At 46.4% G+C, this 20,256-nt stretch carries 21 protein-coding genes and 4 pseudogenes; 5 read left to right on the top strand and 20 right to left on the bottom strand.

Annotated elements, in window-relative coordinates; all coding sequences use genetic code 11:
- The first annotated feature begins 4 nt into the window (after window positions 1-4).
- Window positions 5-151, top strand: coding sequence for a hypothetical protein (locus tag AB3Y96_RS15760; protein ID WP_168780316.1), 147 nt, complete (start codon window positions 5-7; stop codon window positions 149-151).
- A gap of 272 nt (window positions 152-423) precedes the next feature.
- Here AB3Y96_RS15760 and AB3Y96_RS15755 read toward each other — a convergent pair whose 3' ends face one another.
- The 19 genes and pseudogenes from AB3Y96_RS15755 to AB3Y96_RS15665 all read right to left on the bottom strand — a co-directional run bounded on the left by AB3Y96_RS15755 (window position 424) and on the right by AB3Y96_RS15665 (window position 14,368).
- Window positions 424-882, bottom strand: coding sequence for a hypothetical protein (locus AB3Y96_RS15755; RefSeq protein ID WP_072310577.1), 459 nt, complete (start codon window positions 880-882; stop codon window positions 424-426).
- Window positions 883-939: 57 nt separating this feature from the next.
- Window positions 940-1,611 carry a helix-turn-helix domain-containing protein gene (locus AB3Y96_RS15750; RefSeq protein ID WP_367299649.1) on the bottom strand — a complete coding sequence of 224 codons (672 nt, stop codon included), beginning with the start codon at window positions 1,609-1,611 and terminating at the stop codon, window positions 940-942.
- Between the two features lie 1,211 nt (window positions 1,612-2,822).
- Window positions 2,823-3,670, bottom strand: a pseudogene (locus tag AB3Y96_RS15745) (DUF4942 domain-containing protein).
- Window positions 3,671-3,953: 283 nt separating this feature from the next.
- Window positions 3,954-4,511 carry a hypothetical protein gene (locus AB3Y96_RS15740; RefSeq protein ID WP_367299648.1) on the bottom strand — a complete coding sequence of 186 codons (558 nt, stop codon included), beginning with the start codon at window positions 4,509-4,511 and terminating at the stop codon, window positions 3,954-3,956.
- Between the two features lie 101 nt (window positions 4,512-4,612).
- On the bottom strand, window positions 4,613-4,975 hold the full coding sequence (locus tag AB3Y96_RS15735) for a DUF5983 family protein (RefSeq protein WP_367300332.1): 363 nt from the start codon (window positions 4,973-4,975) through the stop codon (window positions 4,613-4,615).
- A pseudogene (locus tag AB3Y96_RS15730) lies at window positions 4,975-5,351 on the bottom strand (TA system toxin CbtA family protein). Before AB3Y96_RS15730 ends, AB3Y96_RS15735 begins: the two are co-directional and overlap by 1 nt.
- Before the next feature lie 95 nt (window positions 5,352-5,446).
- On the bottom strand, window positions 5,447-5,677 hold the full coding sequence (locus AB3Y96_RS15725; protein WP_072310582.1) for a hypothetical protein: 231 nt from the start codon (window positions 5,675-5,677) through the stop codon (window positions 5,447-5,449).
- Window positions 5,678-5,682: 5 nt separating this feature from the next.
- Window positions 5,683-6,051, bottom strand: coding sequence for a type IV toxin-antitoxin system YeeU family antitoxin (locus tag AB3Y96_RS15720; RefSeq protein WP_072310583.1), 369 nt, complete (start codon window positions 6,049-6,051; stop codon window positions 5,683-5,685).
- 20 nt (window positions 6,052-6,071) lie between these two features.
- Entirely contained in the window at window positions 6,072-6,293 is a 222-nt protein-coding gene (locus AB3Y96_RS15715; RefSeq protein ID WP_072310584.1) for a DUF987 domain-containing protein, read from the bottom strand.
- 18 nt (window positions 6,294-6,311) lie between these two features.
- Window positions 6,312-6,791 carry a DNA repair protein RadC gene (gene radC, locus AB3Y96_RS15710; RefSeq protein WP_367299647.1) on the bottom strand — a complete coding sequence of 160 codons (480 nt, stop codon included), beginning with the start codon at window positions 6,789-6,791 and terminating at the stop codon, window positions 6,312-6,314.
- A gap of 11 nt (window positions 6,792-6,802) precedes the next feature.
- Window positions 6,803-7,273 carry an antirestriction protein gene (locus AB3Y96_RS15705; RefSeq protein WP_367299646.1) on the bottom strand — a complete coding sequence of 157 codons (471 nt, stop codon included), beginning with the start codon at window positions 7,271-7,273 and terminating at the stop codon, window positions 6,803-6,805.
- 86 nt (window positions 7,274-7,359) lie between these two features.
- Window positions 7,360-8,181 carry a DUF932 domain-containing protein gene (locus tag AB3Y96_RS15700; protein WP_367299645.1) on the bottom strand — a complete coding sequence of 274 codons (822 nt, stop codon included), beginning with the start codon at window positions 8,179-8,181 and terminating at the stop codon, window positions 7,360-7,362.
- Window positions 8,182-8,389: 208 nt separating this feature from the next.
- Window positions 8,390-8,701 (bottom strand): hypothetical protein, encoded by a 312-nt coding sequence (locus AB3Y96_RS15695; protein ID WP_072308485.1) that lies wholly within the window; start codon window positions 8,699-8,701, stop codon window positions 8,390-8,392.
- A gap of 6 nt (window positions 8,702-8,707) precedes the next feature.
- Window positions 8,708-9,025, bottom strand: coding sequence for a hypothetical protein (locus AB3Y96_RS15690; protein ID WP_247650266.1), 318 nt, complete (start codon window positions 9,023-9,025; stop codon window positions 8,708-8,710).
- On the bottom strand, window positions 9,022-9,153 hold the full coding sequence (locus AB3Y96_RS15685; protein ID WP_282100167.1) for a hypothetical protein: 132 nt from the start codon (window positions 9,151-9,153) through the stop codon (window positions 9,022-9,024). Before AB3Y96_RS15685 ends, AB3Y96_RS15690 begins: the two co-directional genes overlap by 4 nt.
- Window positions 9,150-9,878: a helix-turn-helix transcriptional regulator gene (locus AB3Y96_RS15680; RefSeq protein ID WP_367299644.1), complete on the bottom strand. Its 729-nt coding sequence runs from the start codon at window positions 9,876-9,878 to the stop codon at window positions 9,150-9,152. The genes AB3Y96_RS15685 and AB3Y96_RS15680 overlap by 4 nt, the downstream gene beginning before the upstream one ends.
- Before the next feature lie 949 nt (window positions 9,879-10,827).
- The gene (locus AB3Y96_RS15675) at window positions 10,828-11,538 is read right to left on the bottom strand and encodes an outer membrane protein (RefSeq protein ID WP_168780324.1); all 711 of its coding nucleotides are present in this window, start codon (window positions 11,536-11,538) and stop codon (window positions 10,828-10,830) included.
- Between the two features lie 582 nt (window positions 11,539-12,120).
- Window positions 12,121-13,005 carry a GTPase gene (locus AB3Y96_RS15670; protein WP_168780240.1) on the bottom strand — a complete coding sequence of 295 codons (885 nt, stop codon included), beginning with the start codon at window positions 13,003-13,005 and terminating at the stop codon, window positions 12,121-12,123.
- Window positions 13,006-13,477: 472 nt separating this feature from the next.
- Entirely contained in the window at window positions 13,478-14,368 is an 891-nt protein-coding gene (locus tag AB3Y96_RS15665) for a hypothetical protein (RefSeq protein ID WP_367299643.1), read from the bottom strand.
- A 1,348-nt stretch (window positions 14,369-15,716) separates the two neighbouring features.
- Between AB3Y96_RS15665 and AB3Y96_RS15660 the strand changes: the two genes are divergently transcribed.
- Both AB3Y96_RS15660 and AB3Y96_RS15655 read left to right on the top strand, forming a co-directional pair.
- On the top strand, window positions 15,717-16,346 hold the full coding sequence (locus AB3Y96_RS15660; protein ID WP_168780320.1) for an inovirus Gp2 family protein: 630 nt from the start codon (window positions 15,717-15,719) through the stop codon (window positions 16,344-16,346).
- 119 nt (window positions 16,347-16,465) lie between these two features.
- Entirely contained in the window at window positions 16,466-16,681 is a 216-nt protein-coding gene (locus AB3Y96_RS15655; protein ID WP_072309845.1) for an AlpA family transcriptional regulator, read from the top strand.
- A 185-nt stretch (window positions 16,682-16,866) separates the two neighbouring features.
- On the opposite strand, the pseudogene AB3Y96_RS15650 reads toward AB3Y96_RS15655, so the two are convergent.
- Window positions 16,867-18,243 (bottom strand): annotated as a pseudogene (locus tag AB3Y96_RS15650) (ISL3 family transposase); the annotation flags it as partial.
- Between the two features lie 612 nt (window positions 18,244-18,855).
- Here AB3Y96_RS15650 and AB3Y96_RS15645 point away from each other — a divergent pair.
- A pseudogene (locus AB3Y96_RS15645) lies at window positions 18,856-18,933 on the top strand (DotU family type IV/VI secretion system protein); the annotation flags it as partial.
- An 8-nt stretch (window positions 18,934-18,941) separates the two neighbouring features.
- Complete coding sequence (locus AB3Y96_RS15640; protein ID WP_367299642.1) at window positions 18,942-20,255, top strand: OmpA family protein; 1,314 nt, start codon at window positions 18,942-18,944, stop codon at window positions 20,253-20,255.
- The last annotated feature ends 1 nt before the right edge of the window (window position 20,256 follow it).

Genomic DNA, 20,256 nt, shown 5'->3' with positions numbered 1-20,256 from the left:
TTAGATGAAGGTTGCTCTGGTGCTATGTTTTCGTGAGTGGGTGGCGTCGGAGACGTTGCCGGCGGAAAAAGAGATTGAAATTCTGGCGTTGTCGTTAACGCTGGCAGGTTCTGTTTTTCTTTCGTTATTAGAGGCGATGTTGGCTGAATGATCGTTTTCGCATTATTATCAACGACGGATTGCAGCCCAAGAATTGTCTCCTCCATATTGTTATATTCAGTGGCCCGAGCGACAGAGCTGGCGGAAATTAACAATGGTGTAAGAACCTGAATAAAGATTATCCCCCAAGAGGTTATTTTCATCCCTCTAGGTGAAATTATTTTTCTCATAACGAATACCAATGTAATATTTTTATGGAATACACAAAGAGCCCTATCTTCTTAAAAGAAGGGCTCTTGCTTGAAATCTGTTTTTTCTGTGTAATTAAATCCCGGCTAGTTCTTTTATTTTTCCTTTAACTACGGAATATCCGGTGTATTGCACTTTCGAGCACAATGTATCTAATTTCATTTCAAGCGACATGGTATAAACTTCTTTAGCATCGTTATCCATAATGTTTTTATTGACGTTTAAAAAACGATACCCCTTACCAATATCACCATAGTCTTTGGTGTATTTCTGATATTGAGATGCCTGCGTCTCTCTGAGGAAATTAAAATGGTCAACACAAACATTATTGGTTGAGGCTAAAGTTATGCCGGTTAAATTTGCGGTGCGTTTTGCAATATAATTATCCGTTGGTGTATTTGCATTCGCATACCCAGTCGTTGCCGCAGCCGTTTTATGGTTGTTGCTCTGCGGCTTCTTTGTAGTCTGAGTCGAGCATGCAGCCAGCAGACAGATTGATCCTAAGATCAATAATTTTGATGAACCCATGTTCATATAAAATAGCTCCTTAATTACATCATGATAAAATCATTAATAAACGGCCAATATTGGCTACGGTTGGGTCGAGTGTGGTGCGATTCGCACAGGGTTCTTTGGGATAACTTTCCCTGCAACAAATGACATCAGCGGCGTTCTTGGCGAATAGTCACCAAAACGCGAATCAAAATATGAGGGAGGGAATCTTGCCCTCAGAAAATAAAATAAGAAGTTGATATTTTTCACATTAAAATATGAGACGAGTCCACCCGTATAGCGGTAAAGCGTTTTATGCGAAATTCTGAGCGTTCTGGCTATCAGGCTGAATGTCCATCCTTTGTTAGCCATAAGAATAATCGCCATCTTCATCGAACCTAGCTTTTTAACGCAAATAAGATCGTTGAACTCTTTGATGAAGTAATAGGTTAAACTTGACCTCAGTAGGGATGGCATATCCTTCATCCAAACCGACAGCGAAGCATTAATGTCGATATGGGGTAATCGTTCTAATACCATCGACATATCTCCGGCTGAACAAATAAGGATCACCGATATTCGATTGGCATAGGCATTTTTTAAAATAGTCCCGAGATCTGACATAAGTTTCAAACTATCAACATCGATAAAAATAGCCTTATTGACGATGATTTTTGGGTCAAGATCATCAAGTAAGGAGAATAGACCTAACTTTAGGTATTCGTTATCCGTGATAATGGAAATCTTGTTGTGTCTCTTGTCATCATTCATGGTAATTTTCATTTTATGTTTACATCCAAATCAAGCGTGAAACTCATCTTAGGTTGGCGATAGCGTCAGTGGTATAACGAGTCAGCTCTCGATATATGACTCACGACATTGAGCAGCATAGATTGAGGAAAGAGGAGGCCTGTTCCCTTTGAAAATTCAAATTCCACAATCATCATTAGGCTTCTATCATTTTTTACGTTCTTGGTTAAAAAACGAATGGTTAAAAAAACGGAAACACTCCGTACTTCAATATACGTTTAACTTGATGAACGACTGACAAATTAAGTGAACCCTATTGTTCAATGGCAGTTGCAGGTTTAGGTCGCGTTAAGCGTAGAAACTAGCCTACAAGAGTCATCTCCTTTGCCAGCCCGGTAATGGTTATTATTAGATGACCGGTGGCAACGATATTATTGGGGCGCTTTATGACGCGCCTTCGTTTTCTTGAGCAAAAGTATACTTAGGCCTACTCTTTCCAGATATTTATATCATTGAATTTTTGTTTTATAATTTTATTGTCTGTTTATATTTGTTTTTTTGGTTTTTTATTTTAAGTTTATAAGCTACTCATCGGATGACTTATCCAATTCTGGAATATGCATGATGAGCAAAAGGAGAGGGGAACGGGGATTTTAGGGCACCAAATCAAGGGTGGGCGGGTGTATTGTGAGTTATTAAATGGGAGCGGGATTTATTCGTATTTTGTATGATTTGTGGGACATTCTGCCGCGAATGATATTCAATTAATGCGTGCATTGAACAGAAAAATAGGAATATGTCACCGTTTGGTATTAGATATATGGATATTTTAGGGAGTGTGCCGCGATGAGATGAATCAATTTTTCGTCTGATAGACCTGCGAGTAAGAAGATTAAATTCAGACGATCCTTGCTTGCTGGGCGTGACGGCTTAAGGAAGCAGCATGCTAACGATGAAAGAGGGGGGAAAATGAGGTGAGTAATAAGGTATAAATGGTGTCCCCTGCAGACTTCGAATATGATTTTCAATGTGTTGATATTAAATGAATTTAATTTGTTTAGTTAACGCATGAGCCCCCAGTAAGGCCCCCGTTTGCAGTAAGTCAAAACTAGAAGGTTTAACGGGAATTTTCACGTCCATTTGAATTGGATTGGATGTCACGGCGCTCTGACCATTTACGGAGTCGCAGCGAGCACCATCAGCGTTTGAAAATGATACCATAATCTGGCCCCTCAGGATTTAGTTGGCAAGGCTTCAGGATAGTGTCGGGCAATAATGTCATTCAGCTTATCAGCCAGTTCAGGTCGCCTGAGTGTGATATGCGCTGTTCCTTTTTGAAAGTATTTTATCGCAAACATCTCATCCTCATAACGGTTGCTGTGCCTGTTTTCATGGATGTGATCGCCCAGACGACGACTAATATCGGCGCGGTTGTCGGGAACAGGCTTTCCATCCATAAGCATCAGCATGCGTTCAAGGTCGGCTAACCGATCCCGTTGCCAACCCCAGCTCAGACCAAACCCCCACCTGTCGTATTTGACCAGCCCCGTCACGATGATTTTCTGCCAAATTTGCAGGGCGAGTTAGTCTTAAAATTCCACGACAAACTTTTGAATACATTAATGACACCGCGTTCAAACACCTCACCTTTGCTCTGATGTAGTTGCTCAAAGGTGCTGAGGATATTGGCTTCAGATATCTCGGGTATATCGTCCTTTTCCAGGTTGTTATACCACTGGTCACGAGCTTGACCGTCCATAATAGAAAGCATCCCCGATTTCTTCATCAAATCCCGCCATATACCGCGATCGAGATTGCGGGTGATGACTTTCATCGCCGTTGCTGGTTTTTCCATCAGCCAGCAGCTACAGCGAAAATGCTGTTTCATGGCCCAGTCCAGAGCGGTTTTGCCGCCGATATTGCGGGTCAGCGTCGAGATATCATCAAGCTGGCGGATCAGTGTCTCAATCTGTGCCAGCGCGGCGTTACGGCCCGTGACAATACGTTCAATGCTGGTGGAGCAAATCACATCCGTATGGTCGGTTAACCATTCCGCGTTATCCGTTGAGTTTGTGGTCATATCAAGTTTCCTTCTATTTATGCCTTGTTAATCAATACCGACGAGAGGCCCTTCCCTTGGAATCATGGCGAGAGAGAAAAGCAACCAGACAGGTAAAAGGCGATGAGGGATGTTTCCATGGACCGAGAGCAATGACTCAGCGATCGCCTTCGCGGTAATACGCTGATGGGGAGAAAAAATGGAAGACGATTGCCGATAACAATGATTTTTTGATGTCGTATCACACGAGATTGATGTTGGTAGTTTCTTCGCCGTTGGACGCCACATTTCACGTCGTGTCGGGTTATATGTCATCCGAACCGACGACAAACAGATAGCCGATGTGTTCAAGCTCTGAAAGCGTTAGCGGCAGATGCTCACGGCACCATGCTGTAAACTGCGGCTTATCAAAATCCAGAGCACAATCACGTATCATGCTTAAATCAATAATCAGATGCTGTGCCACGGGTGAGCTGACGGTGATGGGATAAAAGACGCCTTCCGTTCCCAAGGTCGTCAGCGTTTCAAATGCGGCGGCAGTGACATTGACAGTCAAACTCAGTTGTACGCCGTCAAGTGGATGCAGAGCGCGTAATCGGTTGATGATATTCATCGGTGACGGTCCCCGTGACGGGACTGTGATGCCAGCAACAGGGGGATGCGCCATCTCTTCAGGTTGCACTGAGCGAAATATCGCATTGGCGATATCACCGCAGACCTCGCAGGTCACCGTGCCCTCATGGGCGTCGCTGAAGGCGCTATCGGACGCTTCCGACATCCCACACAACGTGGCGAAGCCGCTGAGCCAGCCGGTGGGCAAATGGTTCTCTCCGCTTTCGTTCTCTGTGCGAATAATGGCCATGGATTGTTACCTTCGTTTCTTTGATTTATCGGGGTTCCACATCACTGAGCGTGATGCGGGGTATGTCGAGGATCGTTGGGTGCGAACCCTGCATGCGATGGTCATTGACCGTTCATGATTTGACGTTGGCGTATATCGGCTAAAGCGCGCACGATACAAGGCAATAGCGCTGCTGAGTCAGTACGGTCGTCATCGTTGTCGAAGATAATCGTTGAATCAGCGTCAATGTTGTCTTTAAGCCAGCGTATTAAGATTTCAAGTCCTTGTTCCGTCGTTAATGGCCCGCAGTTTTCAGGACTTGCCGCCTCACACGCAGGTTCGCTCGCCAGCATCAATGTACAACCGTTGTTATTGATAGCCTTGATGAGGGCAGACAGATTGATACCGTCAATATCGACGACTATTCGGCCCATGTTGAGGGCCAGTATATTGACGGCATCGGCTTCTATAGTCAGGGACAGCATCATCGTGTTACCCCGCGGTACTTGCCGTGGGTGATGTCCGTAACGGCTTTGTACCCGTTGCGTGTCATCAGCCCACAGGCTTTGCGGGCACGGAGAATATCGCTGCTGCTGATAAGCGGCGATTGCTCCTGCGCACTGAAGCCCTGATGGTCGGTGCGAACCAAATCGTACTTTTCGACAATCACGTTGACCGCGTCACACAATGAGATACCGGCGTCAATATGCTCCTGAATGACCCTTCGTTGCCAAACGGCGTATCGTTGAGTACCAGACCATAGTGCTGGTTAAACAAATGTGTTAGTAGCGTCTGCCAGATGTCGACAGGTGACAGGCAGGTCGGTGCCGCCCGCATCGGGGATAGGGGGTGGATTTGCATTGAAATGCTCTCTGTTAAATAAAGACGGCGTGAGTGATAAGAGGCTTACGACAGTGAAGGCGGTCGGTGAGTCATGGCGTTTTCTAGAGGTTACCTCATTGCCGGATGGCCTCAAGTGCGGCTTCCAGCGTGTCCCAGCTAATGCCCTGCTCAGCGTCATGGTGGCTGGCCGCATGGCGTAAGGCTTCGCGAGACTCTTCATCCGTGGCGGATGCATCCACACTGCGCACATCGTCTTCATACCAGAGTGAACATAGTACGAAATCATCGTGCTGATGTTGTTGCAGCCATTCAATGACCTCGCTGATTTTACAGGCGTGTGGCATGGATATTAGCCTCCGGGTTGCGCTTGAGTTGGCGTCGGGTAAATCGCGATATAAAGGTAGCCATGCGAACCGAGGGTATCTGCATCACAGGTCAGCCCTTTGGCATACAGCATGACACAGTGCTGATGGTGCGGACTGAGTTCACTACTTTTGAGCATTAATTCCAGCTGTTTAAGCAGTACCGGAAACGCCTGGTCGAGGTGGCGTAAATCCGCGTCGCTGAATTTACCAGTGATGCTGGCGCGGTCAGCCAAGTAATGCAGACGGTTGTCTTCCTGTACCAGTCGGGCACCAAAGCACGGCGTGACGGTGGGGCTAAGTCCCCACCAGGGCTCAGAAATATCATGGTTTACTGGCGGTGTTTTATTCGACAAGGGTGACTCCCTGTTTAACGTTAATTGAGCGTGACGCTGCGTAATACGACATACGGGCCGTTGTGGTCCTGACGGCGTTCAGCGAACACGGCGAGCACACCACTGATATCTTGGATATCCTGACCGGCATAGTGGCAGATGTTGCCGCTCCATTTGTATTTACCGGTACAGAAGCGAAACAACCGAGACTCTGGATGCTGGCGGTATATCGCCATGGCTTGACGTTTACTGATAATTCTCATGAGCGCTTTCTCCTTTGACTACAGCCATCCCCGTTCCGTGAATGACACAACCGCCATGCCACCGATAACCCAATGGTCAAGCAGACGTATTTCGACGAGATCCAGTGCCTGCTTGAGCCGTGCTGTTATCTGGCGGTCCGCGTGGCTGGGTTCTGCTTCATGGGAAGGATGGTTATGGGCCACGATAATGGCCGCTGCATTATGCTTTAGGCCAGACTTCACGACTTCGCGGGGATAGATTTGGGTATGGTTGATAGTGCCGGTAAAGAGGGTTTCGTGGGTAATGAGACGGTTCTGGTTATCCAGAAAGAGCACGATAAATTCTTCCTGTTCAGACGTGGCAAGCTGCAGGCGTAGCCAGTCACGTGCGGCGGTGGTGGAAGTAAATGACGCGCCGGGTTCGCGTAACTGACGCTCCAGCAGGGTTAATGCCGTCCGGATGGTCTGCTGGTCGGTGGGGGCTAATTCGCGGGCAAACAGCGGTAACTGTTGTTCCATAGCGGCTTACCTCAGTCGATGATGCGCATGATGGCGTTACATTCTGGATGGCTCAGGGCATAGTCCCGCAGGCGATAATAGTGTTCCGTCATGGCATCGCATTCCGTACGGCAGGCATGGTGGCTGTAAGCAATAAGACAGACTGCAATGCCAGCGGCTTCTGTGCTCATCTCTGCGCCGTTGCCATTCATGCTGCTGAACAGTGTCCACGTCTCATCGCTGTCCTCATCAGGCTCGGGCGCCATAAACGCCCCGCCGTTGCTGAGCGTGTAAAAGTTCCAGATGCCGCCGGGATAATCAGCACATAGTCGGTCCATCCAGCTAAATATGCGTGGCTCCAGCACTATCCACTGCGGAATGTGCCCGAAGTGCTGCGGCCAGAAGGCAGGGCGTTGTTCGTCTGAGACGCGTGTAGCGGTCAGGTTGTCAGTGGCTGATGGTGATACTGATATGAGCATGTCGTTACTGTTGATATCGGTCATGTGAGTTTTTCCTTATGCATGAATGTGTTGAATGAAAAATGAATGGAACATATGAATTAGGGCTGGTTTCGTGGGTGGGATGTCGGTTACTGGTTCAATAGGTCCATCATGTTCTCGGCCATCAGCCAGAGCGCACGGTTTAACTTCACGTCACCATCAATGCCGTTCACGGCGCGGGTGTGGCTGCGTTTCCCCTTTGCGCTGCGTCCGGGGAGGCCACCTTTGAGCAAGTTTTCCTGGCAGCGATTAAAAACCGACCATAGGTCGTCTTTCCGGTCTTCATACCGGCGCGGTGTCAGTATCTGCAATGTCGTTACTGGTTGATGCTCCTCACCAAAACGGTACATCAGAGATGCTTTCGCCAGCGCCTGCTGTGCTAGCGGCGGTAACATTAGCGATTGCATGGCTTCACGCTTCTCCTCCACCTGGTCAAAAATGCCCAGCACCTCATAAGCCCCTTCAATGACTTTTTCCACCACATTGCCCCGATGTGGAACACGGATTTCACCCAATGACTGACCGCAGACGAGGCTATTAGTACAGACACTTCTAAAGTATCCCGGTATTAACTGGAAACTAGACTCGCCACCATGACTGTTCAAAATGATGATTTCAGGGACCTGTTGGCCGTTTATCTGCCCGGCACGACGTAGGCGCAGCAGATGCTTGGTGTGCTCACGACGGCTTGGGTCACGCACCCGCGACTGACAGGCAAAGAAAGGCTCAAAACCTTCGCGCTGAAGGTTCTCCAGTAAGGTGATGGTCGGTATGAAGGTATACTTGTCGCTTCGGGAAGTGTGCTTGTCTTCCCCGAAGACGCTGGGAACGTAATGCATCAGCTCTTCATGGGTTAATGGACGGTCACGGCGGATTTGATTCACTGTGCCAAAACGGCGGGCTAGGCGCATGATTAATTCCTTTTTTCGAGATAAATGAAAACGCCCTGCTCATTGGAGCAGGGCGTCATTGGTGTATCATTTCGGTATTGTGGAGATATCAGAGCGGGTTTGTCTGCTCAGCCTGAAAGGGTTCCGAGGCCACTTTTTAACGCTGGCCTGTACGCGCGGGTCTGCCAAATATGAAACAGATGACTCACCGTACAAGGACGGGCAGCCATTACATCAGCTGCTTACCGACAGCCAGCAAACCGATGAGCCAGCCGATACACTGGGGGCCTGCCAGCCAGAACAGCCTGGCCTTCAGCAGTCCGCCCATCCCCTCGCGGGTATAAATACTGTCCGGCATCAGCCAAAGACGCAGGGCCGCCCCGACAGTCATCCCCGCCCCTGGCCCCAGTGTCATCCAGAACAGATAGCCCACCCCCTGCCCGATGCTGCGTATCTCGCCGGTATTACCCACCATGTTAAACACCACCACCATGGCCCCGATGGCAAAAGCAATAACGAAGTACTTTATGACAAGAACCATTCTTCCCTACCCCTGATTTCTGCACTGCTGAGCGGCACTCAGCATGTTGTCCATGAAATCCGGTGGAATATCTCCGGACTGCTGATTTATTTTTTCCAGCGTCTGGTGGGAGTACTTTATTTTTAGCTTGTCATACACACAGCCGCAGAGCGCAGTCGTACCACCCCCATATTTGCAGCCCTGAATAAATTCACGTTCAACTTTGTCCCCGCAGCCACTTAATGCAGCGGCGGATAACAGCGTACCGAGCACACAAAGCGTGCGAATGGCTCTTTTTATTGACGGCGTACCTGCCATGATTTTTCCTTGCAATATATTCATCATAAGTTGTCCGATTCAGGAATGTCTTTTGTAGAAAGAGCATGAGCGAAGTTATTCACGACCGTATTCGGGTCGGAATTAACTTTTACCAGGCGCTCACCGTTGTCCGGCAAGCCTGTAATATGTTTCATTGACTAACTCCTTTGGGTTTAGATTTCGGGGCCGTAGTGTGTTCACGAAAAGTGTGAATGACGTTGCTGATAAAGTGAAAATGTGGAAGTGCATTGATAAAATTCTCATCGGTGAGCAGGGCACCAATTTCACTCCGCCGTTGAAAATGCTGCTCCGACAAGGAAACGGCGGTCACATCCTCAAGTCTGAATACGCGGATTGCACCATATTGGCTGGTGACCAGATACCAATGCGGGTAGGAATAAATCAACCGATAAGGCTCCAGTGCATCGTGACGAATGCCTTTTATCAGCAGGCTGACTGTTTTGTGATGGTAAATAGCTTCTGCAAGTCGTTGGAAACAGCCCGGAAGGATCCCAGCAGGCAACGGTGCATGGCCAATGAGGCACGGTGAGGTGCCATTTCCATCCATCAGCAACTGCATAAGCTGACGGCTTTGTGAGGGAATGAGGCGGGCTATCCCGGTATTGCGGGCAAACGCCAGCACGCCAGGTGTATGATCCCGCTGCGGATTCTGGTTCAGTCGCCAGGCACCGTTGTGACAGGTGATATCAAGATGCAATAAGCGCTGATGAAAATCCCGGCGAAGGGTACGTTCAGACACGCCAAATTCGTCCGACAACGCTTTTAGGTAAAGGGATTCACCAGCCAGAAGCCTACTAATAATGACCGACAATCTGATCGCCAGTCTGTCATGCCGTTGCGCAGGTACCGTGGTGCACATTTGTCCTCCGTAAATGAAAAATAGTCAGATAACTTATGAGGTTATTATGCAGGGTGGTCCGGACAGGGTATGTCCGACAGAGGTGAGTGTTGGCAGGAAAAATGTACTATTTTTCAGCCCGTAACTTACTGAATAAATTGCCATTGACAGGCGTTGTTTGAAAAATGAACGTGGCGGGGTCGCAACCTGTCCCCCCGCAGGATGCCCAGCCAGGGTAAAAGGAGTCCGAATCTTAACCAGTCCATGAGAGGCAGAAAGACGATATTGAGCAGGATGTAGCTGCAGAAGAAACAAGACGAACAGAGCAGGCTAGAATACGCAGCAGGCGATATACCAGACCCTTTTAAGTTCTCTCGCCGTTCTCGTGCCACAGTGCAGTAGCGCCATTCACAATACCGTCATGTATCGTACCCGGGCCAGGAGCAAGTGTTGAGGTTTGCGAATACACCCCAGTACGTCGCTAACCGGGTAGGGGACTGTTGAATGAGGGTGTTACGGAGCGAGGATTTACCGGCTCCAGTTTTGCCCCATCATCTGTCAACGGTTCGTAATGAATGCACCGGCGAATTCGCGCGATAACCGCCCTGAGGGAGTCTTCGGGACAGGGGATAACTTGCTTCAGGGCATGAATGCCCTGTTCAGTGCTGTCAGATATGAAACCTCTGGGGATGATAATAACGAATACAATAACACCCTGGCTGATGTATTCATGAAGGTAATACAGGGCTGAGTTAATTTATAATTCAATGTAAAAAGGAGTAGATTGAAGTGGGTTAAAGGGGCGGCATGGTCTGTAATAGATTTTTATCTATTATTCTATAATCAGGTGTTTTTAAGCTGATATTTTCATTAGCATAACGAGTGCGCTTAAATAGACTTAACGAAATTCCAGTATCAACGCCAGCAAATGCCGACGTTGATACTGGAAGACATCATTGCGATGAACAGGTTAAAATTTATATGTCACACCCACCATCATGTCATTGGAGTATGACTTCAGTTTGGATGTGTATGAGAAGCCATCATCAGTGCGTGATGCATCGACTTTACCTGCATTGATATACTTGTAACTAAGATCTAATGCCAGGTTCGTATTAATGTCATATTTTACACCTGCCCCTAAACCCCACGCAAAGTTATTAGCAGAATTAGAAATGTGATCTGAGTCATCACCTTCATACGTTTTATTTTCTAATTTTAGATTGGCCAGCCCTATGCTGGCACTAATATAAGGTGTGAATGCTGATTCATTATGGAAATCAAAATATCCATTCACCATATATGAGTTCATTCTGACTTTATTTTCAATAGTAGATACCCCCTGCTCGCCATCGATATCATAAGCAACGCGACCATCAGAGGAGCCTTTCCCTCTGAAGGTCATATCGACTTCCAAACGAAGGGGCACCTGATATTGATCATAAAAGTCATAACCGGCCGTAATACCCCCACCGAATACGCCTTTGTTTTTATTGGCTGTTTTTGTTTCTAAAACGGTGATCCCGTTATCAGCATACGTAGATTGGGCGTCATGCGTGGATACAATAGAGGTTCCCATTTTGCCACTGACATAAAAACCGTTTGTATTTTCGGCAGCGTGAGAAAGTGTAGATACCGTACTCATAGTACCCAGGACAGACATAACAATAATTTTTTTCATTATCTATTTCCAGTGGTTAGTTTTCGGTTTTTAACAATACGGAGTTCCACCTGATAGCATTTGGTGGTAGCAAACCATAAGCAAACATTAATTAAAACAGCCTGCTACGGATGATATCCAGACACAGCAGACGTGGACGCACATCCCGGCGATGCGCACATTCAGATACACCAATCTCGTCTAACAACGCCCCATCGAGAGAGCGTCACCTGTAGGAAGTCGGCTGATAATGACCGATAACCTGAGCGTCAGGCTGTCATGTCTCTGCGCAGGCGCCGTGATATTCATATGTTCTCCATGAACGAAAAATACTGAGATAAGTCATGGGGTTATTATGCAGGATGTGATGGATAGGTTGTGACCGGCAAAATGGAATAGCAGGGGGAAAAATAAAATATTTTTATTCCAGTAATAGATTGAATTACAACGAGTAATTCTGTATTACTCAGAAAAGAGTAAATGAGTGGACACTTCCTGTCATCCAGGAGACCCGCCGGGTGATTGACTGGGTCAGAAAGATGTTGTGGTACATGCCTTTTTCCAAATCGCCTACCGGGATACGCAATAGCTATCTCTGCGTTCTTAAAAAAACCAGTGCCATAGCGAAGTCGCTGCCTCTACGATGCCGTCGCGTATAGCTCCCAGGCCTTCTCGGATAATCTTTGGTAGCGGGATGGCATCCACTACGCAGCTGAACAGCTCGTCCAGAAGCTCGCCGAAATCCTGACGGGCAGTACATTCGGCCTCCGCGGTTCTGTGCTCTTCCCTGACCTGACGAAATACACCGCTGCTGGCCTCCGGTGGCAGGGCGAATATCAGTGTTTCAACCAGACTATTCAGGTTGTAGCCCGTGTGTGCCGATACCGCATGAACGGGATAGGGGGTGGAGAACTGGCGTGAGACGGCTGCGCTTCTGGCGGTGAGCGTCAGCAACTGGCTGATGGAGGGGCGACAGGCTTGTCGGTCCCACTCCAGAGACGGTTCTGCTTTGTCCGCCTGGTTGATGACAAAGACAATGCTGCCCGGGGAAACGCCACATTTGAGCAGGAATCGATGAAACATTTCATCGCTAGCACAGGCCCGATCATCAGCCTTCATGACCCAGAGAATGAGGTCCAGCTTCGGCAATTGCGCCTGATAGAGTTGTTGATACTCACGATCATAATCCAGTGATTCTCCGGCACCGGGCAAATCGACCAGCGTCATTCGTCGCCCCCCCATATCAAGTGTGAAACATAACGGTTCCCGGGTGCAGCCTTCGGTGTCACTGACCGGACTCAGGGGTTGCTGAAAGAGGGCATTACAGAGCGAGCTTTTGCCCGCTCCCGTTTTGCCCATAATGCCAATCATCGGTTCGTAATGTAAGGTCTGCCTGATGCGCTCCAGCAAGGCATGTGACAGTGCACTGGGAAGAAGGAAGAGTTGTTGTTTTAGGGCATCAAGACCCTGCTCGGTTTTATCGGACACATTACCTCCATGAGTGAAATAAAAAAATAGCAGCATATCTACTACCGTTTTCACAGGGGTAATATAGGTCTGAAAGTTTTTATATATTATTCTAGATAGATTGAAAAATGTATCTTTTTTTAATTAATGCTGTTTTTCATCAACTCATTAATAAGAACTAACTGGGATTTTTCAGGATATAATTACATGCTGGAATATGAAAATTGAGATCGCTTTCGTCATGATTATCTGTGCCCCGATGTTAGTTGGTCATTGATATTAGTATTAATAATTATCAGTGAGTAAATCATCCTCAATAGCCTTGATGAGCAATTGATAAAATTTATTTTTATTCTCACATAGATTTTATTTGGCTAAAATTTTTTCGTGAATAAATTGACTTTTATGCATTTAAATTCTCGAGGCTGGCGGAGTTAGTATTAATTTTTTAATGAGCCCGGAGTGAAATAAACTATATGGAAATAACTTTATCTTATTTTCTCCAATTCTTGTTTAATGTCTTTATCCGTGTTCGAGTGCTTATATTTACCCCCTTATCCACAATATAAATCTGACTGAATTTCACTCTTTCCGCATTGCTGTATATATTAACGCCAGTCATGTAGAGGTAAATCCCTTGAGGTTTATCCGAAGATACACACTCCCTAATATCATTAAAGGAAAATATTTCTTCATTAATCACGGGTGGGTATTTTGCTTCTGATGGAATAATGGGTATAAGAAAAACGCCGACTTTGTCGGGTGAGGGCTGTAATTCTTTAAAAAGAGAAAATTGTTGTTTTGCATCAGGGTTTTTTTGTATGTCATTATACTTATGATATTTCACTTTTGTCAGGTCATAACGGCCACCGCATTGATACCATATCGCATCTGTTAGCTCGAAAAAACTTACGTCGCAAGAAAAATTACACGTTACCCATGAGCTCCCACTTTCACCCTGCTTTAAACTGTAACTAATATCTAACCCCTGTTTGAGCATCACGATAGCTATGTTTTTTTTATAATTTTGGGGAAATTTCATTGTAGTGATTTGATAAATTAATGCATCTCTAATTCCTAAGTCTACCCTTTCGAAGATGCGTTTTTTAACTTCGATTTTGTCCTTATCTTGCAGTTCAAAAATAAAGTGTGAGTGTTTTTGTGTCAATATCAGGCGAGTGTGTTTGGTGAATGCAGGTGCGAACGCATCCTTCTCGAGAAATGAGGGGCGTGGATGTGAGTTCATGCCATTGTACAAAGCCTTCTCTATCAGATTCATGATGAATTTAGAATGCGTCACACCACGGCCTGTTGCTAATGCATCAAAGTCTGTGAAGCATTTTGGGTTTGTAAAATAGGTTGAAACTGAGCGTTTAAAGGCCATTTTGTACGCCTAAACTGTGTTGTTAAGATAATTAAAATTAGTGTACCTAGACTTCAGGATACCCTGCTCATGACTTCAGCTAAGGGGAGATTGCATATGAGAAATATAGTGTAAGGTACTTTTTATTGCAATCAAAAACAATTGGTTATGCCATGGCATTCCTAACGCGTTCGGTACAGCAAGGAGCGAGAGGGGGTAACCCTTTGCTGACGTCTGTCAGCATAATCGTGGAATAGCGAGTTGCTATTAGTACAAGGTCAGAGGGAAGCGTAATTCGTTACTAGAGAAGTGATAGTAATGGTGGGGTATGTAGTATGATTCTAAATCGGCTGACATTGCTGGTCCTGTGTTACCAACCCTATCCCCCTGAGAGGCGGTGCGTGCTAGCGTAAACATGAAGTCAGACAATGGCTAGAAACACAATTATGACACATCCCCAAAATTGTTCTCTGTACGCCTTAAACACTATCCTCGACCTGTGTAAATAAAGCGTCTGATATGGTTGCTGTTGCGCGTTATTGAGTAAAAAATACGACGCAATCTGTAAAGGCAGCAGGCTTATTTTCGCGTGGTTCAATAGATAACATTTGGATATAGGCTTATCTGTTATGCTGACAGTCATGGCGGCATGTAAGATTTTTGAATTTAATTTAGTGGAAGTAGTATTGAGGTAAGCCAGAGAAAGGTATTGAGGCAATAATAAGCTTAAATTACCGTTTTTCTCCTACGCACAATTATATGTAAAAGACAACTAATTTGAGAGTGAAAATCATGAGTTATTTTATGAAAAATGACATTATCCAAGTCCATTTTCTTCTATAGCTTTAATTGTTTGTGATCTAATGCATTTGTCGGGTTGGTAATATATTAATATAGTTAACCAGTGTTATGTGAGTCATTCATGTAGTAATTTAATGGTGCAGTAGTGCTGGAGTTATACTGGATATCACCTAACTGCTTTTATTTCTTATTGCGAGTAATTTGTATGGTAAATGCATTGATGCCAGTAAGCTATTATTGTGTTGTAAATGTATCAATCTCTTTTTTTTCATGTCGTAGATATTGCGATGGAAATATCTTGGCGCATTACTTCAAGTGGCAAAGTTATAATATACCAAACATGGATGGTATAAAAACAAGGATAGCAAACTGATGTTTTGGCAGCAATTATCTTTTGCCAAATAAGGGGGGCGTACATAAATTACTATATTCATATTACTATTCTGTCCTGTCCTGTCCTGTCCTGTCTGCCTCTCTGCTGATAACTCATTAGCAAGCCTGTGAGTAATTTATTAGTGCATTCACTTGTTTTATTAAACAAACGCAATAACCACAAGGTGGAACTAACATGCACATCAATACTGACAACTACGGTTCACTTAATAAAAAATACGTCAGACGTATTCAGGATGCCATTAAGGGATGTCTGGATGAATATCCACGAACAATGGTATTGCGGATTGACCTCCGCCTGCCTGACATTGACGATAAATTATATAACGCAGATGCCTCAGTAATTACCCGGTTTACCATTTCACTGAGGGCTCAGATTGTTGCTGACCAACTTCGGAAACGAAAATCAGGTAAACGGGTCCATGACTGTCGCGTTCGTATTATCTGGGTAAGAGAGTTTAATGCGTGTGGAAAAAAACATTATCACGTGGCACTGCTCTTGAACCGTGAAGCATATGCTTATCCAGGGAGTTATTCCCGCAGGAATGGAAACTATCCCCATAATCTAGCTGTGATGATTATGGAGGCTTGGGTAAGGTCGTTGGGGCTTAGTACCGCGCCAAATCATGAGCAATATTATGCTCTGGTAGAGTTTCCCGCTAATGGCTGTTATCACCTGAGTAGAAATCATAAAGACTTTGAGCATCAGCTATCAAATGTGACTCACCGCGTTAACTATCTGGCCAAGAATTTCAGTAAAGATAACTCAGACGGCCTACGTAACTTCGGTTGCAGTCAATTCTGATTGAGTGACAAGTATTTTTCAACTGGCGAGGGAATGTTATGGCGGAGTGTCGGAACCGAATAAATCATTCATTCTAACGCTCCTGTCTTTCATTTCCTTTAAGACAGAGAAAAATCACGATGACAAACACAAGCAGTACCACTGGTTTATTGAATGACAAAATGGTAGATATGGCATTTATCACCACATTTACAGGTTTGTCGGATAAATGGTTCTATAAATTAATTCAAGAGGGCTTGTTCCCAAAACCCATTAAAATGGGGCGAAGCTCTCGCTGGATGCAAAGTGAAATAGAGGAATGGGTTAAGAAACGCATAGCAGAATCTCGCAGGTAATATATTTATTGATACATTGATATTTAGCCGTTATTTCATGAATATATGTGGTTCTGTGATGTATCTAGGCTGTTTTTTAATACTGTCCTCATCTCTGTTTCCTTAAGTGGGCCACGGGTATTTTACCTTCACTGAGTGTCAACAACGGTTTAAAAGTGGGTCTTTCGCAACTTGGGTGGATCCGATCATGCAAAAGGATTCATCACTCGCCGCCTGAGCAACTCGAACCCAGCACAGCAATATATATGGTGTTTCAACATGTTCAGTCGGTTTACATGCCCCTCAACAACGCCGTTACTCCAACTGGAACAGATAGCTTCAACTATTGCGGCTGCGTCAGATTCCATTCCTGCGGCAACACGTTGGAGGTCAATCAACCCGCTTTCGCCTACATTGATGAACCACGAATTTAACAATGTTTTATTTTTCGTTTTCAGTATTCTGTAAAAGTCGAGAAGCTGCTGCGCCATTTTCAACTGAGGCTCTTTTTCTTGCATCAACCCGATAAACAGTGATGCGTAGTTTTCCTCCCCTCTGATTATTCTCCATGGCATCAACCAGCGGCTGACTCTTGAGGAAGAGGGAAGACGAAGCGAAGCAGAAGCGGCTCCTTCACCCCTTTCCGCCATTTGGTAATGGCACCTTTGACCGTTATTTCACTGCCACCATATCCCGCAATATCTGGCTGGCATTATGGCTAACCTTTTCCTGTTGTTGTTCCAACCAAACGCGCCATGAATCAAGAAGGCTGGGCATCAGTGGCCTGATTGACATCTCAGGGAACGTAACCGACTGTATCCATCGGCGAGCAGCTATCCGCGATACCCCGATTATAAGAAATATTTCCCTGATCCCTCACCCATTTTTATGAAGGGAGTTCACTTCTGCCCAACGTTGAAGCCGCTTTTCACGCCTCTGTTGCTTGATCCGATCCGGATGGAGAAGTACCGGTTAGATTGCTGATTGAACTTCAGGTGCATTTTTCTTGGGCGACAGTTCAGTGGCAACCTTCCTTATCAGCGGCATATGCCTGTGCATCATCCGCTCTCATGAATCTCCAATATTCTTCAGGAGGTGCCAACGATCGGTGACCTGTCAGGCTTGCGGCGCACCATCACGTGCGGCCATCACATAAATGCCACTGTGATCGCGTGAGACAACCTGTATTTCCGGATATTTTCTGGACTAGGCGGTCAAGAAGTGTTGTTCGCGCCCTAGAAGAAGTACCAGAGGGCGATGAGTATCAAGGTTGACGATCAACGCGCCATATCGATGACCACGATACCATGCCCACTCATCGATCCCAACATGTGGCGTTAGAGTTTGTACTGGTTCAGACGCCTGAACTACTCTGCGCAGGTTAGGATACTCGTTGTTGTCGCAGCTCGCTTCTTGGTCTCGCCATCGGCGATTAGTCCCAGTTGGTGCAGTAAATTCTGCAGATCCTCTGGGGATTGCGGCCTATAGCCAGCGAAAGGGACCAGAGATTCAACGAAGATTTTACGCAAGCACGCCGAGTTACGGCAGTACCAATGGCGGATGGCAAAGCTTAGATAAAGCGTTTATCACACTGATTATCTGCGCTGTAATCTATCACCATATAGAAATGTCACTTTTGCGGCATAAAGCATAAAATCTTCTCTGCAACAATATCTTAGCATCTTCTATGATGCCAATTTCAGTAAGTCAAAAAATAGCAGTCACAAATTAATAGTGCGCTAATTATGTATCTATTTATTAGTTGAGCGCTACATCACAATTTTGATCCAAGACAAAAATTAGGATTTTTCACTTTTTAAGTGAAATTTCATTGAATTCCCTCATTGGTAAAATAGGCTGCACATTATCTCACGCCTTACCCCATAATGATTGCAAGGTTATTTGCTGGAAAATTATTATATATCAATATCATTGATCTTATTTTTCAATCTCTGAGGATTGAAATTTTATGTTACATTTTTTCGTTTCCTTCAGCGTTGCTTATGTTTCTACACTCCCTAGAAATAGGTATCTATTTGATATTTTCAATTCTGATAAATACTTCTAACCATGTCATGTTCACTGGTAAAGCATGGGGACTGCTTTCGGTCGCTGTTCGTTTATGTAACGACGTGAATGAGGGCGCTAGAATAAATAGTCACTCTTATTGGTTTATCAGTGTCTTTGACTATGACGATTCAGGGCAAAAGGCTTGGCGTTCGGCACCGCTGCAGGCGGTGTACTTTGGATCGCTGCGTGCCGGTGGTGCGCTACCCCCACAATGGCCGGGCAGCTCTGCGTGATGTTCCGCTGTCTGCCGGACCGACATGAAGATGAAGCGCTGATGCGTGCCTCCCTGAAGGCCGTGCGTCTGCAGATGAAACAACTCAGTCGACTGACAGGCTATAACGTACCGATGGTGCTGAATGCTGAGTTCAGTGGCCCGGAGACGCCATGGATTGTGGTGCGGGGAGACTCGGCCCTTGTGTGCCGCGACGATGAGTCTGCTATCTCCCTCTGTGAGTGGCAGCGCTCAGCGCAGACTGCCACGGTACAGCCGTTGCTCACAGAAGCCAATGCGATGCTGCATAAGATAGTGCTGGATGAACTGGGAAAACCCGACCGTCTGTGTCCACCAATCCGTCCTTTTGCCGTCACCCTGCGCTTTGGTCATATCCGGAGCTGCGCGACGGCTCTGTGGCCACAATGGCTGTTTCGCCAGACCCGTATCTCCCCGTCTGATCGCGTCAGCGCGTATGAACGTCGCTGGCACTTCGCCGATCCCGTACTCCCGCTACTGGCACCCTATACCACCCCGTTGCAGGGCGGTAAAACCGGGCGTCGGGTGGTGTTGATGTTGCTGTTGTGCGCGCTTGGTGCCATCGCGCTATCTGTGCGACATAACCAGGCGCTTATCCATAAGGTCAGCGCCGACCTTCAGCGCTGGCAGGCTATCCCGATGAACCACTATGACCCAAAAGCACAGGCACTTCATGCACTGCAGCAGGATGCGCTGTTGCTGGAGCGTTGGCAGCGTCAGGGCGTACCACAACGTTATGGTCTGGCGTTATATCCGGGTGATCGTCTGTGGCTCGCGGTTCAGCAGGCCATTGATACTTACGTCCCGCCACCACCACCACCTAAGCTGAAGCCAAATCCTAAACCGATCCCAAGAATTATTCGCCTCGACAGCATGTCGCTGTTCGACTCCGGCAAGTTTGTGCTGAAAGCGGGCTCCACCAAAATGCTGGTGAATTCACTGGTCGGCATCAAAGCGAAACCAGGCTGGCTGATTGTCGTCAGTGGGCACACCGACAACACCGGTAATTCGGTATTAAACCAGACGCTGTCCCTCAAGCGGGCCGAAGCGGTACGTGACTGGATGCGGGATACCGGCGACGTGCCGGAAAGCTGTTTTGCAGTACAGGGCTATGGCGAAAGCCGCCCTATCGCAACCAATGACACGCCGGAAGGCCGTGCGCAGAACCGCCGTGTCGAAATCAGTCTGGTACCACAGGCGGATGCCTGCCAGATACCGGGCAAAACCTCAGCATCATCGCAGGATGATGACGCTTTACAACACAACGGAGAGTAAT

The organism is Hafnia alvei (assembly GCF_964063325.1).
GTDB classification, from domain to species: Bacteria; Pseudomonadota; Gammaproteobacteria; order Enterobacterales; family Enterobacteriaceae; genus Hafnia; species Hafnia alvei_B.
The sequence above is the reverse complement of the archived record's forward strand: the minus strand, read 5'-3'. Positions and strand labels throughout refer to the sequence as shown.